We start from the raw sequence: 15,796 nt of genomic DNA, 5'->3' as shown, positions 1-15,796 counted from the left end.
CCCTTGTCTACCACCGCGGCCGGGCCGGTCGCCGCACGACACGTCAGACCGGCTGGACCCGTTGCCGTTTCATCACCGCGTCGACCAGCCCGGGGGCGACGGTGTTGAGCGCCTTGGCGGTCACGGCCATCCGCGGGGCGATCTGCACCGGGCGGGTGCGCGCCGCGGTCAGCATCCAGTCGGCGGCCTCGGCAGCAGACAGCCCGGGCAGCCCGTCGTAGGCCCGGGTGGGCGCGATCATCGGGGTCTTCACCAACGGGTAGTACAGGGTCGTGGAATGCACGCCGACGGAGGCCCATTCGGTCTCGATGACCCGGCTGACCGCGGCCAGGGCCGCCTTGGAGGCGTTGTACACGGCGAACAGTGGCGAGGATTCGTTCATCACGCCCCAGGTGGCGACGTTGATGATGTGCCCGTCGCGGCGCTCGCGCATGCCCGGGGCCAGGCCACGGATGAGCCGCAGCGGGGAATAGTAGTTGAGCGTCATGGTGCGCTCGACGTCGTGCCAGCGGTCCAGCGATTCGGCCAGCGGGCGCCGGATCGACCGGCCGGCGTTGTTGATCAGGATGTCGACCCCGCCCAGATCGTGCTCCACGGTGGCGACCAGCTCATCGATGGCGTCCATGTCGGACAGGTCCACCGCGTGGGCGCGGGCATCGCCACCCTTGGCGGTGATCCGCCCGACCAGTTCGTCGAGCAGTTCCTGACGGCGCGCCACCGCGATGACGGTGGCTCCCTTGGCGGCAAACTTCTCGGCCGCGGCCTCACCGATACCCGACGAAGCACCGGTCAGCAGGATCCGCTTGCCTGCGACGTCGACATCGCCGCGGGCCTGCAGCCGTTCGGTCAGCGGTGGACGCATGCTGGTCAGCAACAGCTGCTCGGACAGCCTGCGCATCGGGCTCTTGCTCATGCGCCGAGTTTAGGTCGCCTACCTTTCCGCGATGACTTGTGGGCCTCTGCCGAGTCGGTACTGCTATGACCATCACCGGCAAGCTTGACCAGCGCTTCAGCGAGGCGACCGAAGCGACGAGTTGGGGGTCCACCGAAGCCGTCCTCGCCACTGCCGGGCTGTACTGGCTCACGACGGTGCGGGGCGACGGGCGGCCGCACGTCACCCCGCTGGTCGGGGTGTGGACCGGCGATGCGTTCGTGTTCTGCACCGGGTCCTCCGAGCAGAAGGCACGCAACCTGCAGGCGGAAGCGGCCGTCGTCGTCACGACCGGAACCAACACGTGGAACGCCGGCCTCGACGTCGTGGTCGAGGGCACCGCCGCGCGCGTGACCGGTGCGCAGCGGTTGACCGCCTTGGCCGACGCCTACCGCAGCAAGTACGGCGACGACTGGGATTTCGATTGCGACGACGAGGTTTTCGACCCGCAGGGTGAGGCCGCGATCGTCTACGAGGTCACCCCGGCCAAGGTGCTCGCGTTCGCGAAATCACCGCACGGGCAAACTGTCTTCCGCTTCTAGCCCGGCGATTTGTGCACGTTTATCGGCGCTGACCGCGGATGAACGTGCACAAATCGCGCTAGAAGTAGCGCGGGAAGCCGCTCCAGTCCGGGTCGCGCTTCTGCAGGAACGCGTCGCGGCCCTCGACGGCCTCGTCGGTCATGTAGGCCAGCCGGGTGGCCTCCCCGGCGAACACCTGCTGGCCCACCAGGCCGTCGTCGATGAGGTTGAACGAGAACTTCAGCATCCGGATCGCCTGGGGCGACTTGCCGTTGATCTCGGCGGCCCACTGCAGGCCGACGGATTCCAGCTCGGCATGGTCGACGACCTCGTTGACCGCACCCATCTGGTACATGGTCTCGGCGTCGTAGGCGCGGCCCAGGAAGAAGATCTCGCGGGCGAACTTCTGCCCGGTCTGGCGGGCCAGGTAGGCGCTGCCGAACCCGCCGTCGAAGCTGCCGACGTCGGCGTCGGTCTGCTTGAACCGGGCATGCTCGCGGCTGGCCAGCGTCAGGTCGCAGGTGACGTGCAGGCTGTGTCCACCACCGGCGGCCCAACCGTTGACCAGGCAGATGACGACCTTCGGCATGAACCGGATGAGCCGCTGCACCTCGAGGATGTGCAGGCGTCCCGCCCGCGCCGGATCGACGGTCTCGGCCGTCTCCCCGTCTGCGTACTGGTAGCCGGACCGGCCGCGGATGCGCTGATCACCACCGGAGCAGAAGGCCCACCCGCCGTCCTTGGCCGACGGGCCATTGCCGGTCAGCAACACCACGCCGACGTCGGGAGACATCCGGGCGTGGTCGAGGACGCGGTACAGCTCGTCGACGGTGTGGGGCCGGAAGGCGTTGCGCACTTCGGGCCGGTCGAACGCGACTCGCACCGTGGGCTGCCGGGCGCCGTCGGCGACGTGGCGGTGGTAGGTGATGTCGGTCAGATCGTCGAAGCCGGGGACCGGCTCCCAGACTGTCGGGTCGAACGGGTTGTCTGCACTCACGTGCTCGACTGTAGAGCGACGGCGAATCGAGGTTTCACAGGTACCGTCGCGGGGTACGAAACCCGGCGCGATGATGCGTACCGCGCATCACCAGAACAGAGGGGACCGCGATGAAGCGCTCAGTGAGTGTGTTGTTGTCGGGATTGGCCACGGGCCTGGTGCTGGTCGGATGTTCGCCTGCGATCACCGGTGGCGACACCAAGTGCAAGGACTTCATCGGGCAGGACGAGAAGACGCAGAACGAAGCGGTGTCCAAGATGCTCAAGGACGAAAAGGGCACCGACGCCGCGCAGCTGGAGATCACCGGAACCCGGTTGGCGGTGCAGACCTTCTGCCAGACCGTCGGCAAGGAGGACTCCAAGATCAAGGAGGCCCCGCACCTGAGCTGACGGGGCTGACCGGGTCCGGCCGGAACGCCGTGGCTTCGCCCTAGGCGCGGATGCCGGCGCCCTGCAGGGCCGCGATCAGCCCGTCGGGTCGCTCGGCGGTGGGCAGCGGATCGACCAGTGCGAACCGGCAGCCCACCGCCCGGGCGCCGCCGTCGGCCTCCTCGCTGTCGCCGACCATCAGCGCGTCCGGTGCGGCCACGCCCAGGCGGTCCAGGGCCGTGGTGAAGATCGCCGGGTCGGGTTTGACCGCACCGACTTCGAAGGACAGCACGAACTCGTCGACGTGTCCGGCGGCGCCGATCGCCGTGAACGCCGGCCGCACGTCGAACGCGATGTTGGATACGACGGCAGTCCGGATCCCTTGTGCTCGTAGCTTTTCGAACACCCGCGCGGTGTCCGGGTAGGCGGTCCAGCTTGCCGGATCGATCACCCGGTTGTACAGCGACTCGGCGTGGTGGTCGGCCAACCCGGATTCCCGCAACACGTGCAGGTAGGCCTCACGGTGCAGGTGGGGCGCCAGGTCGCGGTTGGCCCAGGCCCGGTACTGCTCGTCGGTCATCGACACGGAACGTCCGGTCGGGGCGGTGAGCCTGCGCATCAATTCGGTCTGAACGTGACCGTCGACCTCTTGTTCGTCGACAGCCATCCCGGCGAACCAGCTGTCCTGTTCCTCGAGGCGGAAAAGGGTCCCGGAGAAGTCGAACAACACGGCCGCCACCATGTGTGCCATCGTGCCAAAGCCGCCGGCAATCAGTCGCGCTCTGCCGAATCCGAGGTGTAAAAACCGCGCTGACTGGGCATTTAGCGGACATGCCAGACGTTGAACGGATCGTCGTCGTGGTCCCCGCCCACGACGAAGCCGAGAACCTCCCCAGATGCCTGCGGGCCCTGATCACCGCAGCGGTGTGTGTGCCGGTCCCGGTGTCGGTCGTGGTCGTGCTCGACAACTGTGCCGACGGAAGCCACAGCCTGGCCGGCCGGTACGGCCCGGACGTGCACTTCGTGGAGGTGGACGCGACGAACGTGGGCGCGGCTCGGGCCGCGGGATTCCGGTTCGGCCAATCCCTGTGCACCGGAACCGATCCGGCCCGGATCTGGCTGGCCACCACCGACGCCGACAGCACCGTGCCCGCCGACTGGCTGCTCAAGATGACGCGCAGTGGCGCGGACATGGTGGTGGGTGAGGTGCGGGTTGCCGAGTGGCGGCACTTCCCACCGGAGGTGGCCTACCTGCACGAGCGGGAGTATGCCGAGAAAGGCAAGCAGCGCAACCATATTCACGGAGCCAACATGGGTTTCCGGGCGGACGTCTACTGGGCGCTGGGCGGATTCCGGGCGCTGGAGACCGGCGAGGACGTCGAGCTGGCGAAGCGTTTCGACAAAGCCGGTCTGCGGGTGGCCCCGGACCGCACCTTGTCGGTGGCGACCTCCGACCGGCCCGACTCCCGCGCCCCGGCCGGTTTCGCCGCCGACCTGGGCGCGCTCGGACGATCACTGCCGGCCGCCAAGGTGAGTGAGCCCGCGTGACGAACAAGGTTGTGCGGCGCTGGCTGGACACCGGCGCACTGGAGTTGCCGCTCCCCGGCGGCGGGCAGACCGCCGAACGCTGGCGCCGGCTCGCCGCGCTCAGCGAAGCGGACGTGGTGGCCGGGCGGTTGGCCGAGGCGCATTGCGACGCAGTGGCCATCCTCGCCGAACTGGGTGGCCCCCCGGTGCAGCCCGGGCAGTGGTGGGGCGTGTGGGCGGCCGAGTCGCCCGACGCGGTCCTGCTCGCCGAAATGGTCGGTGACCGCGCGTTCCTGCACGGCACCAAGCAGTGGTGCTCGGGTGCGGGTCTGTGCACACATGCCCTGGTCACAGCCCGGGTGGGATCCCGGCAGTCTGCGCTGTTCGCGGTGGAACTGCATCAGCCGGGCGTCCAGCCGATGCCCAACAGCTGGCGCAACGCCGGTATGGCCGGGTCGGACACCCGGTCCGTGCAGTTCAGTGGGGCACCGGCGGTGATGGTCGGTGCGCCGGGCGATTACCTGTCGCGGCCGGGTTTCTGGCACGGCGCAGCCGGTGTGGCGGCCTGCTGGCTCGGTGGCGCCCGGGCCGTGGCCGCGGCGCTGTACTCGCGGGCCGCCGGCGACGGGTTCGATCGCCACGGCTACGCCCACCTGGGTGCGATCGATGCCGCGCTCACCTCGGCCGAGGCCACCCTGACGCGGGCGGCCGCCCAGATCGATGCGAAGCCGTCGGACCGTACCGGAGCCGAGACCTGGGCGCTGCGAGCCCGTGCCGTGGTGGAGGACGCGGTCGACGAGACCATTCGGCGCACCGGCCGTGCGCTGGGGCCCGCGCCGCTGTGCGGCGACGCCGTCCATGCGGCACGCGTCGCCGATCTCACGGTCTATGTCCGCCAGAGTCACGCCGAGAAGGACCTTGAGCGGCTGGGGCAGTTGGTCGGGGCCGGTAGATGAGCAATGCGATGCGCTTCGCGGCCCGCCCGATCGCCGGGGGTGGCACCCCGGCGGCCGATTGGTCCGGCATCGCTTGCCCCGTACTAGATTTGACAGCCTGTCCCGAATTGATCGTGGTGGCACCGCATCCCGACGACGAGACGTTGGGCTTCGGGGCGACGTCGGCGGCGTTGGCCCGATGCGGAGTGCCGGTTCAGGTGGTTTCGGTGACCGACGGCGGGGCCGCCTATCCGGAACGTTCGCTGCGACAGCGTCGTTTCCTGCAGCAGCGCAGGCGACGCGAGTTGGAGTGCGCGGTCGAGGTGTTGGGTCTCCCCGCGCCGGTACACCTGGGACTGCCCGACGGCGGGCTGACCGGTTGTCGGTCCGAACTGGCCGATCTGCTGACCGGTCTGTTGGCCGGCAGGCCCGCGGGAACCTGGTGTGCGGTGACCTGGCGGGGAGACGGCCACCCCGATCACGAGGCGGCCGGCTGGGCTGCCGCCGAGGCCGCCGCGCGTACCGGGGCAGTCCTGTTGGAGTACCCGGTCTGGATGTGGCATTGGGCCGAGCCCGGCGACGACGCGGTGCCGTGGTCGCACATGCAGCAGGTTCGGCCCCCGGCGTCGGCGACGCAGCGCAAGGCCCGGGCAATCCGTTGTCATGCCAGCCAACTCGATTCGTCTCACGGCGATGCCGTGCTCCCGCCCTTCGTGGTGGACCGGCTGTTGCGGGTGGGAGAGGTGGTCTTCCGGTGAGCCGGCCGCTGTCCGACACGTACTTCGAGCGGCTGTACGAGCACAGTGACGACCCATGGCAGCTCGCTGACCGGTGGTACGAGACCCGCAAGTACGCGATCACGATGGCGCTGCTGCCCTCGCCGCACTACCGGCACGCGTTCGAGCCGGGCTGTTCGGTGGGGGTACTCACCGACGCGCTGGCCGCCCGGTGCGATCACGTGACCGCGGGCGACGTCGCGGCACGGGCTCTGGAGGCCACCGATCACCGGCTGGTGGCCTCGGGCAGGCGGGACCGGGTCACCCTGCTGAAGAGTTCGGTCGACGCACCGTGGCCCGCAGGGCCTTTCGACCTCGTTGTGTTGTCCGAACTCTGCTACTACCTCGAGGCGGCGCAGTTGCGGAAAGTCCTCGACGACGGCCGGTCCCGTCTCGCCGAAGGAGCCCACGTGGTGGCAGCGCACTGGCGCCACCCGGTCAGCGACTATCCGATCACCGGGGATGAGGCCAACGCCGTCGTCGCGGCCACCTCCGGCTGGCATCGCCTGGGTGGGTACCGGGACGAGGATGTCGTCATCGACGTCTTCGACACCGGATCGGGTGAGTCGGTGGCGGCCCGTACCGGTGTTCCCCGCGGCTAGCGGGTCCGGGCCGCAAGAGCCTTGCCCGCCAGCACCTCTCGCTCGCGTTCGTTGTCGGCCAGGGATGCGGCCAACTCGAACTGCTCGGCTGCCTCGGGATGGCGGCCGAGTCGGGACAACAGTTCGCCGCGAACACTGGGCAGCAGGTAAGAGTCGTCCAGGCCCTCGATGCCGTCGACGATCTCCCATGCCTCCTGCGGGCCCGAGCGCATCGCGACGGCCACCGCGCGGTTGAGCTGCACGACGGGGGAGGGCGTGATCTTCAGCAGCGCATCGTAGAGCGCGACGATGCGGACCCAGTCGGTGTCGGCTGCCGTCGGGGCCACCGCGTGGCACTCGGCGAGCGCGGCCTGTAGCGCGTACGGCCCCCAACCCCGTTGCTGCCGTGCGGCACCGGAGCGTTCGAGGGCGGTGATACCGCGCCGGATCTGGGCGCGGTCCCAGCGGGCCCGGTTCTGGTCTTCCAGCAAAATGGGCCGGCCCTCGGCGTCGGTGCGGGCCGCGAAGCGCGAGGACTGGAATTCCATCAGCGCCAGCAGGCCATGGATCTCGGGCTCGTCGGGTACCAGCGCGGCCAGCACGCGGCCCAGTCGCAGAGCTTCGGTGCACAGTTCGTCACGGATCCAGCGCTGCCCGAACGACGCCGAGTAGCCCTCGTTGTAGATCAGATAGATCACCGAGAGCACCGCCGACAGTCGTTGCGGGTACTCGTCGCGGGGCGGCACCTCGAACGGTGGATTGGCTTGGGCCAGAGCCTTTTTGGCCCGGGTGATGCGGGCGGCGGCGGTGGCGGTCGAGATCAGGAAGGCCCGGGCGATCTCGTCGGTGCTCAACCCGCCGACCATGCGTAGCGTCAGCGCGATCTGGGCCTCGCGCGACAGCACGGGGTGAGCGGCGATGAAGATCAGCCGCAGCACGTCGTCGTCGATCCGGTCGGGATCCCAGGCTTCCTCGACGTGCTCGGCCAGGTCGCGGGCCAGTGTCGCGTACTTGGCGTCAAGGTTCTCCGCCCGCCGCCAGTGGTCGATGGCCTTGCGTTTGGCGACCGTGGTCAGCCAGGCCCCGGGATTGCGCGGTACGCCGGTCTGGGGCCATTGCGTGAGCGCGTCGAGCAGGGCTTCGGAGGCCAGATCCTCGGCCAGGGCGACATCGCCGACCGTGCGGGTCAGCGTGGCCAGGATCTTGGCCGCCTCCATCCGCCACACCGCGTCGAGCGTTGCGCGCATGTCGGCAGCGGCCACCGGGGTTTCAGCCACGCCGCCATTCTGCCGACTTCACGCTGGAGTGGCACTCAAGTACGAGAGCCACTCCAGCGTGACAAAGCGGAGAAAATCAGCCGATCGCGCGGGTGGCGCCCTCCCAGAACTGGGCCCGGACGGCCTTCTTGTCGGGCTTGCCGAGTGCGGTCACCGGCACGGAGTCGACCACGATCACCTGCTTGGGCGCTTGCACCGAGCCCTTGCGGTCCTTGACGGAGGCCTGGATCTCGGCGGTCACCTTGGCCACCGCCTCGTCATCGGAGGCAGCGTCGGGCCGCAGCACGATCACCGCGGTCACGGCCTCGCCCCACTTCTCGTCGGGGGTGCCGATCACGCACACCTGGGCCACCGAAGGATGTTCGGCCACAACGTCTTCCACCTCACGGGGGAACACGTTGAAGCCGCCGGTGACGATCATGTCCTTGACCCGGTCGACGATGAACCAGTAGCCGTCCTCGTCCTCGCGGGCCATGTCACCGGTGTGCAGCCAGCCGTCGCGGAAAGTCTCCGACGTGGCGTCCTCGAGTTTCCAGTAGCCGCCGGCCAGCAGCGGTCCGGACACGCAGATCTCGCCGACCTCGCCCTGGGCCACCGGGTTGCCCTCGGCGTCCAGCAGCGCGGTGCGCGCGAACAGGGTGGGCCGGCCACAGGAGGTGAGCCGCTTCTCGTCGTGGTCCTTCTTGCCCAGGTACGAGATCACCATCGGTGCCTCGGACTGGCCGTAGTACTGCGCGAAGATCGGTCCGAAGCGCTTGAGCGCCTCGGCCAGCCGCACCGGGTTCATCGCCGAGGCGCCGTAGTACACGGTCTCCAGCGACGACAGGTCCCGGGTGTGGGAATCCGGGTGGTCCATCAGCGCGTAGATCATCGAGGGCACCAGCATGGTCGCGGTGATGCGTTGTTCCTCGATCACCCGCAGCACCTCGGCCGGGTCGAACTTGGTCAGCACCACCAGTTCGCCGCCCTTGACGATCGTCGGCGTGAAGAACGCCGCGCCGGCATGCGACAGCGGGGTACACATCAGGAAGCGCGGATTCTCGGGCCACTCCCACTCGGCGAGCTGAATGGTGGTCATGGTGGAGATCGAGCGCACGGTGCCCATCACGCCCTTGGGCTTACCGGTGGTGCCACCGGTGTAGGTCAGGCCGCCGACGTGGTCGGGATCGAGTTCGGCGGCCGCCAGCGGCACGGGGGAGTACTTGGCGGCCTCTGCGGTGAGGTCGGAGACCGACGCGCCGGAGGCGGCCAGTGCCTCGGGCACCGGGCCGATGGTCAGCACCTGGCGCAGTGAGGGCACCTTCTCCAGCAGTCCCAGGGCCCGCTCGACGAACGCCGGGGTGGGGTCGATGATGAGGGTGGTCACCTCGGCGTCGGACAGCACATAGGCGTGGTCGTCCAGTGAACCGAGAGGGTGTAGTGCCGTGCGGCGGTATCCCTGGGTCTGGCCGGCGCCGATGATCATCAGCACCTCGGGGCGGTTCAGCGACAGCAGGCCGACGCCCGCGCCGGTTCCGGCGCCCAGCGCTTCGAACGCCTGGATGTACTGGCTGATGCGTTCCGCGAGCTCGCCACCAGTCAATGTGGTGTCGCCGAGGAACAGCACGGGCTTGTCTTTGTTGCGCTTGAGCGCGCCGACCGTGAGGTGGCCGGAATGGATGGGATGGTGCAGCTGCGCTTCCGACGAGCGCTCGCGCGAGGAGACGTCGACCTGGGTCATGGACTCCAGACTAGAACGTGTTCCAGAAATTGCGGAGCCGATCCCCCGATGTGGGCGTAACACGAGGTCATCGGGCACCGATATACCGACCGAAATACAGGTAGCGCGCTACTCGTGTCGACCGGGTTGACGCTGCCTAATGTGACTCATTGTGGGGGTGGGAGCCAGGCCCCGGCGGGTTAGGGACCGCCGGGGTCTGTGCCCAAGCTCAGCGGTTGGCGGCCTCACGGGCCTGCTGCGCGAGCTTCTCGGCCAGCTCGGCCTTCCACTGGATCTCCTTCTGAATCCACTCGTTGTCCTGCGGAAACTCGTCGGTTTCGCTGACCCTGCGCACCTCCAGCTTCACGCCGCAGCCCAGCGGGCACTTCCGCGCCCACTGCTTGGCCTCCTCCTTGGAGGACACGTCGAGGATCCAGAACCCGTTGAACAGCGCCTTGGCCTCGGTGTAGGGCCCGTCGGTGACCACCGGGGGATCGGCGTTGAAATCGACGACGAAGCCCTCTTCGGGGTCGGTCAATCCCTCGCCGGCCAGCAGCACGCCGGCCTTGATGAGCTCTTCGTTGTACCGGCCCATCGACGCGATGATCTCGTCGAAGTCGATGTTCTGCTCGGCCATCGCGGTCTCGGCCTCGGGGGTGGACCGCATGATCAGCATGTAGCGCGACATTGTGTGTCTCCTTCGATTGTCGGGAAGGGGCCTGTCCATTGTTCTTGAGTGACCCTCGTAGATACGTCGAACGGCACCCCACCGAAATCGACACGGCACCCGAAAACTTTTCGGAGTTTCTCGAATCGGCAGGCCACGCCGTCCTTGACCACTACGGATATCTGAGGACGCACCCGGCCGAACGTCTCCACGCCTTAGCATCCGAGCATGACCGGCCCTGCTGCGCCAGCTGATCTCGTCCTACACGGAACCATCCTCACCGTCGACCCCGCACAGCCCACCGCCGAGGCGATCGCGGTGACCGACGGCCGGATCGTCGCGGTCGGGCCCAGGGCCGAGGTGGCCGCCTGGGTCGGCCCCGACACCGATGTCCGCGAGGTCGACGGCTGCGTCATGCCGGGATTCATCGAGGCGCACGGTCACCCGTTGATGGAGGCGGTGGCGTTGTCCGGTCGCATCGTCGACATCCGTCCGGTCACCTTGGCGAGCGCCGAGGAGGTGGTCGACGCGATTCACGCCGAGGTGGCCGAACGCGGGGCCGACGGCGCTTTTCTGAACGGCTGGGATCCGTTGCTGCAGCAGGGGTTGCCCGAGCCGACGCTGTCCTGGCTGGACACCGTCGCCCCGGAGACGCCGCTGGTGATCGTGCACAACTCGGGACACAAGGCGTTCTTCAACTCGGCGGCGGCGCGCCGGGCCGGCCTGACGAAAGACACCCCGGACCCCAAGGGCGCCAAATACGGCCGTGACGCCGACGGCAACCTCGACGGCACGGCCGAGGAGACGGGGGCGGTGTTCCCGCTGATGGGCGATGCCATCTCGGTGACCGACTATCCGGCGATGCTGGCCGCCGAATGTGCGCGGCTGAACCGGGCGGGGCTGACCACCTGCTCGGAGATGGCGTTCGATCCGATGTTCCGGCCGCTGCTCGCGCAGCTGCACGACCAGTTGACGGTGCGGCTGCGGACCTACGAGATGTCCACCCCCGATCTGCACACCGATGCCACCCCGTCCGAGGGTGACGACATGGTCCGCCAGGTCGGCATCAAGATCTGGGTCGACGGGTCGCCATGGATCGGCAACATCGACCTGACGTTCCCGTACCTGGACACCGACGCCACCCGGACCATCGGCGTGGTGCCCGGCTCCTGCGGGCACGCCAACTACACCAAGGAGCAACTGTCCGAGATCGTCGGCACGTTCTTCCCGCAGGGCTGGCAGCTGGCATGCCACGTGCACGGTGACGCCGGGGTGGACACCATCCTCGACGTCTACGAAGAAGTGCTGCGCGCGCATCCCCGGGACGATCACCGGCTGCGGCTCGAACATGTCGGCGCCATCACGCCGGCCCAGTTGCAACGCGCGCACGCCCTGGGCGTCACGTGCAGTCTGTTCGTCGACCACCTGCACTACTGGGGCGACGTACTCGTCGACGGACTGTTCGGGCCCGAGCACGGCGGACGGTGGATGCCGGCCGGATCGGCCGTCGCCACGGGCATGCGGATCTCCCTGCACAACGACCCACCGGTCACCCCGGAGGAGCCGCTGCGCAACATCAGCGTGGCCGTCACCAGGACCGCGCCGAGCGGCCGCGTCCTGGCACCCGAAGAGCGGCTGACCGTCGAGCAGGGGATCCGCGCGCAGACGATCGACGCGGCGTGGCAGTTGTTCGCCGACAACGTGATCGGATCGCTGGAGGTCGGCAAGTACGCCGACCTGGTGATCGTGTCGGCAGACCCTCGCGCGACTGCCCCGGAGAGCATCGCCGACCTGGAGATACGAGCCACGTTCCTGGCCGGGCGGCAGGTTTATCCGAAAGCCGGTTGACGGTCGGCGCGCCATGGCACGCTCGGGGGATGTCAGATTTGCCGGTTCCGCAGTTTCTCGACGAACGCGTCGCCCACTGGGCGGCGACCAAACCTGACGAGGAGGCGGTCACCTACCTGGGCCGGACCTGGACGTGGTCGCAGTGGTACGACCGCATCCAGCGGTTGGCCGGTGCTTTGAGTGCGTGGGGCGTCGGGCGTGGTGACGTGGTGGCATTCCTCGACAAGAACCACCCCGCCTGCGTCGAGCTGACGCTCGCGGCCGCGTCGTTGGGTGCGGCCAACGCCATCATCAACTTCCGGCTGGCCGCCGACGAGTTGGATTACGTGCTCAACGACTGCGGCGCCAAGGTATTGGTGGTCGGCGAGGAGCTCCGGGCCGGCATCGACGCGATCGCCGACCGGCTCACGTCCGTCGAGCACGTCGTCACGGTGACTCCGGAGGGCGGCGACGGCGACGAGTACGAGGCGCTGCTCGCCGGCGCCTCGCCGGTCGGCCATTCGCCCGAGGCCCAGCCGGACGACACGTGCATCATCATGTACTCGTCGGGCACCACCGGCCGGCCCAAGGGCATCGCCTTGACGCACACCAACGTCATCTCCCACACCCTCAACGCATTCGAGGGCTGGACGCTCAGCGCCGGGGACAAGAGCCTGGTGGCCATGCCGCTGTTCCACGTCGGCGGGTCGTCCTACATGCAGTGGGGCCTGCACCACGGCGCGCCGACATTCATGACGCGCGAAGTCGACGGCATGGCTCTGGCCGGTGGAATTCTCGCCGGGGCCAACCGCACGTTCCTGGTGCCCGCCGTGCTGGCCAAGGTGTTCGACACCGGCGAGGACGCGGTGAAGCTGTTCGGCGCGCTGAAGACCTTCGCCTACGGTGCATCTCCAATGCCGTTGCCGCTGTTGCGTTCTGCGTTGCAGGCATGGCCGGAAACAGAGTTCATCCAGGTCTACGGGCTCACCGAGGTGTCGGGCGCGATCAGCCGATTGGGACCCGACGATCACCGCGGGGCCAGTGAGGCGCGGCTCATGAGTGCGGGCACGGTTGTTCCCGGCGGTGAGGTGAGGGTGGTCGACCCCGACACCGGGGCGGAGGTTCCGGTCGGCGAGCAGGGCGAATTGTGGTTCCGCACACCACAGTTGATGAAGGGCTATCTCAACCGGCCGGAAGCCACGGCGGAGTCCGTCACACCCGAGGGCTGGTTCCGCACCGGCGACATCGGCCGGGTCGACGACGGCGGGTACATCTTCGTGGAGGACCGGCTCAAGGACATGATCATCTCCGGCGGCGAGAACATCTACTCGATCGAGGTCGAGCGGGTGCTGGCCGAACATCCCGCGGTCACCGAGGTCGCGGTGATCGGCGTGCCCGACGAAAAATGGGGCGAGTCGGTGAAAGCCGTTGTGACACTGGACGGGGACGTCACCGAACGGGATCTGATCGCGTTTGCCCGGGAACACCTGGCCGCCTACAAGTGCCCCAAGTCGATCGATGTCGTCGACGAACTGCCCCGTAACCCGACCGGCAAGATCCTCAAGAAGGACCTGCGCAAGCCGTACTGGGAGGGCCGCGACCGCGCCACGGTGTGAGAATCGGCCACCCGTTTGCTCTTCATTTCCCGTTCGCAGCGGAGTAGTTTCGGGCGCATACGTGTGCGCGGAGATGTGGGGTGCGGACATGGCAGATGCGCATGGATTGCGGAAGTTCTTCCGCGGCTTCGGGATCCTGACCGCCCTGGTCGTGGTGGTAGCCGGCGGATTGCTCGGACCGCCGCCGACGGCAAGTGCCTGGTCAAGGGCGGGTCTGCCGGTGGAGATGCTCACGGTTCCGTCGGGAGCCATGGGCCGTGACGTCAAGGTGCAGTTTCAGGGCGGCGGGTCGCGCGCGGTCTACCTGTTGGACGGCTTGCGGGCCCGCGACGACTTCAACGGCTGGGACATCGAGACGCCGGCGTTCGAGTGGTTCTACCAATCCGGGCTGTCTGCGGTCATGCCGGTCGGTGGCATGTCGAGCTTCTACAGCGACTGGTACCAGCCCGCGGCGGGCAACGGCGGGGTGTGGACGTACAAGTGGGAGACCTTCCTGACCAGCGAGTTGCCGCAGTGGCTGGCGGCCAACAAGCGGGTGTCCACGTCGGGCAACGCGGTGGTCGGACTGTCGATGTCGGGCACCTCGGCGCTCACTCTCGCCGCCTTCCACCCGGGGCAATTCATCTACGCGGGCTCGTTGTCGGCGTTCCTGAATCCGTCGGCCGGCCCGTGGCCCGGGCTTATCGGGTTGGCGATGAACGACTCCGGCGGCTTCTCGGCCGCTGCCATGTGGGGACCGCCCGGTGATCCGGCGTGGGCGCGCAACGATCCGACGCTGCAGGTGGGGCGGCTGGTCGCGAACCACACCCGCATCTGGGTGTACTGCGGTTCGGGTACTCCGGGCGAGCTGGGCGGCGGCGACGTCGCATCCACCTTCCTCGAAAACACGGCCTTGCAGAGCAATCTGAACTTCCGCGATCAGTATGTCGCGGCGGGCGGCAACAACGCGGTGTTCAACTTTCCGCCCACCGGCACCCACACCTGGGGCTACTGGGGTGCGCAGCTGAACCAGATGAAGCCCGACATCCAGCGGACCCTGGGCGCTGCCTGACCGCGTTGGGCATCATTGACGGCGTGACTGACGCGGCGCCGGCGCTGGACGACCTCTTGGAGCGCCTTCACGTCGTGGCCCTGCCGATGCGGGTTCGCTTCCGCGGCATCACGGTTCGTGAGGTGGCACTGATCGACGGCCCGGCCGGCTGGGGTGAGTTCGGCGCGTTCGTCGAATACGGGCCGCCCGAGGCCGCGGCGTGGCTGGCCGCCGGGATCGAGGGCGCTTACCGGCCGCCACCGGCAGTGCATCGCGATCGTGTCCCGATCAACGCCACCGTGCCCGCGGTCCCGGCCGCGCAGGTGCCCGAGGTCCTGGCGCGGTTCCCCGGCGCGCGCACCGCCAAGGTCAAGGTCGCCGAGCCTGGTCAGACCTTGGCCGACGACGTCGCCCGGGTCAACGCCGTACGTGCGCAGGTTCCGGTGGTGCGAGTCGATGCCAACGCCGGGTGGACGCTGGAGCAGGCCGTCGCCGCCGCCGCGGCGCTGACCGCAGACGGACCCCTGGAGTATCTGGAGCAGCCCTGCGCGACGGTCGAGGAGTTGGCCGCACTGCGCAGGCAGGTGACGGTGCCGATCGCCGCTGACGAGTCGATCCGCAAGGCGTCCGATCCGCTGCGGGTGGTGCGGGCCCGTGCCGCAGACGTCGCGGTGCTCAAGGTGGCGCCGCTGGGCGGAGTGTCGCGGATGCTCGAGATCGCCGCGCAGATCGACATCCCGATCGTGGTGTCCAGTGCACTGGATTCCGCGGTCGGTATCGGGCGCGGACTACTGGCCGCCGCCGCGCTGCCGGTGCTGGAGCATGCCTGCGGCCTGGGCACGGGCGGATTCTTCGTGGCGGACGTCGCCGACATGTCCGCCGCGGTGGACGGGTACCTGCCCGTCGAGGTGGTGGTGCCCGATCCCGCGCGGTTGTCGGCTTTGGCCGTGACGCCGCAGCGTCGGCAATGGTGGATCGACCGGGTGCGAGAGTGCTACCCGCTGATATTCGGGTAGGGCCCTACTCTAAGCAAATCGAGCTGGG

The 15,796-nt window shown here is 68.5% G+C and carries 16 protein-coding genes; 10 read left to right on the top strand and 6 right to left on the bottom strand.

Annotated elements, in window-relative coordinates; all coding sequences use genetic code 11:
• Positions 1-43 precede the first annotated feature (43 nt).
• On the bottom strand, positions 44-913 hold the full coding sequence (locus tag ACNQR1_RS31560) for an SDR family oxidoreductase (RefSeq protein WP_418049465.1): 870 nt from the start codon (positions 911-913) through the stop codon (positions 44-46).
• 65 nt (positions 914-978) lie between these two features.
• On the opposite strand from ACNQR1_RS31560, the gene ACNQR1_RS31555 reads away from it, so the two are divergent.
• Entirely contained in the window at positions 979-1,473 is a 495-nt protein-coding gene (locus ACNQR1_RS31555) for a pyridoxamine 5'-phosphate oxidase family protein (protein WP_418049464.1), read from the top strand.
• Between the two features lie 58 nt (positions 1,474-1,531).
• Here the strand turns inward: ACNQR1_RS31555 and ACNQR1_RS31550 are convergent, their stop codons facing one another.
• Entirely contained in the window at positions 1,532-2,449 is a 918-nt protein-coding gene (locus tag ACNQR1_RS31550) for a 1,4-dihydroxy-2-naphthoyl-CoA synthase (protein WP_418049463.1), read from the bottom strand.
• Between the two features lie 110 nt (positions 2,450-2,559).
• On the opposite strand from ACNQR1_RS31550, the gene ACNQR1_RS31545 reads away from it, so the two are divergent.
• On the top strand, positions 2,560-2,838 hold the full coding sequence (locus ACNQR1_RS31545) for a hypothetical protein (protein ID WP_044515776.1): 279 nt from the start codon (positions 2,560-2,562) through the stop codon (positions 2,836-2,838).
• 40 nt (positions 2,839-2,878) lie between these two features.
• Here ACNQR1_RS31545 and ACNQR1_RS31540 read toward each other — a convergent pair whose 3' ends face one another.
• A complete protein-coding gene (locus tag ACNQR1_RS31540; RefSeq protein WP_418049462.1) occupies positions 2,879-3,568 on the bottom strand; it encodes an HAD family hydrolase in 690 nt (229 codons plus the stop codon).
• A gap of 80 nt (positions 3,569-3,648) precedes the next feature.
• Between ACNQR1_RS31540 and ACNQR1_RS31535 the strand changes: the two genes are divergently transcribed.
• From ACNQR1_RS31535 to ACNQR1_RS31520, 4 genes are read left to right on the top strand one after another with little or no spacing between them, the layout of a single operon-like run.
• Positions 3,649-4,365 (top strand): glycosyltransferase, encoded by a 717-nt coding sequence (locus tag ACNQR1_RS31535; RefSeq protein WP_418049461.1) that lies wholly within the window; start codon positions 3,649-3,651, stop codon positions 4,363-4,365.
• Entirely contained in the window at positions 4,362-5,300 is a 939-nt protein-coding gene (locus tag ACNQR1_RS31530) for an acyl-CoA dehydrogenase family protein (protein WP_418049460.1), read from the top strand. The genes ACNQR1_RS31535 and ACNQR1_RS31530 overlap by 4 nt, the downstream gene beginning before the upstream one ends.
• Positions 5,297-6,037 (top strand): PIG-L deacetylase family protein, encoded by a 741-nt coding sequence (locus ACNQR1_RS31525; protein ID WP_418049459.1) that lies wholly within the window; start codon positions 5,297-5,299, stop codon positions 6,035-6,037. The genes ACNQR1_RS31530 and ACNQR1_RS31525 overlap by 4 nt, the downstream gene beginning before the upstream one ends.
• Complete coding sequence (locus ACNQR1_RS31520; protein ID WP_418049458.1) at positions 6,034-6,657, top strand: SAM-dependent methyltransferase; 624 nt, start codon at positions 6,034-6,036, stop codon at positions 6,655-6,657. Before ACNQR1_RS31525 ends, ACNQR1_RS31520 begins: the two co-directional genes overlap by 4 nt.
• Here the strand turns inward: ACNQR1_RS31520 and ACNQR1_RS31515 are convergent.
• From ACNQR1_RS31515 to ACNQR1_RS31505, 3 genes are all read right to left on the bottom strand, one after another.
• Positions 6,654-7,883 (bottom strand): RNA polymerase sigma factor, encoded by a 1,230-nt coding sequence (locus ACNQR1_RS31515; RefSeq protein WP_418050574.1) that lies wholly within the window; start codon positions 7,881-7,883, stop codon positions 6,654-6,656. The genes ACNQR1_RS31520 and ACNQR1_RS31515 overlap by 4 nt on opposite strands.
• Positions 7,884-7,989: 106 nt before the next feature.
• Positions 7,990-9,633, bottom strand: coding sequence for a fatty-acid--CoA ligase FadD8 (gene fadD8 / locus ACNQR1_RS31510; RefSeq protein WP_418049457.1), 1,644 nt, complete (start codon positions 9,631-9,633; stop codon positions 7,990-7,992).
• A gap of 208 nt (positions 9,634-9,841) precedes the next feature.
• Complete coding sequence (locus ACNQR1_RS31505) at positions 9,842-10,300, bottom strand: YciI family protein (protein ID WP_418049456.1); 459 nt, start codon at positions 10,298-10,300, stop codon at positions 9,842-9,844.
• Positions 10,301-10,507: 207 nt separating this feature from the next.
• On the opposite strand from ACNQR1_RS31505, the gene ACNQR1_RS31500 reads away from it, so the two are divergent.
• The 4 genes from ACNQR1_RS31500 to ACNQR1_RS31485 all read left to right on the top strand — a co-directional run bounded on the left by ACNQR1_RS31500 (position 10,508) and on the right by ACNQR1_RS31485 (position 15,768).
• Positions 10,508-12,127, top strand: a complete 1,620-nt coding sequence (locus ACNQR1_RS31500) for an amidohydrolase (RefSeq protein ID WP_418049455.1) — start codon at positions 10,508-10,510, stop codon at positions 12,125-12,127.
• 29 nt (positions 12,128-12,156) lie between these two features.
• Positions 12,157-13,722 carry a long-chain-fatty-acid--CoA ligase gene (locus ACNQR1_RS31495; RefSeq protein ID WP_418049454.1) on the top strand — a complete coding sequence of 522 codons (1,566 nt, stop codon included), beginning with the start codon at positions 12,157-12,159 and terminating at the stop codon, positions 13,720-13,722.
• An 88-nt stretch (positions 13,723-13,810) separates the two neighbouring features.
• Entirely contained in the window at positions 13,811-14,773 is a 963-nt protein-coding gene (locus tag ACNQR1_RS31490; protein WP_418049453.1) for an esterase family protein, read from the top strand.
• 23 nt (positions 14,774-14,796) lie between these two features.
• Positions 14,797-15,768: an o-succinylbenzoate synthase gene (locus ACNQR1_RS31485; protein ID WP_418049452.1), complete on the top strand. Its 972-nt coding sequence runs from the start codon at positions 14,797-14,799 to the stop codon at positions 15,766-15,768.
• Positions 15,769-15,796 lie beyond the last annotated feature (28 nt).

The organism is Mycobacterium sp. 48b (assembly GCF_048282725.1).
Lineage (GTDB): Bacteria > Actinomycetota > Actinomycetes > Mycobacteriales > Mycobacteriaceae > Mycobacterium.
Note: the sequence above shows the minus strand (reverse complement) of the source record. Positions and strands in the feature narration are given on the sequence as shown.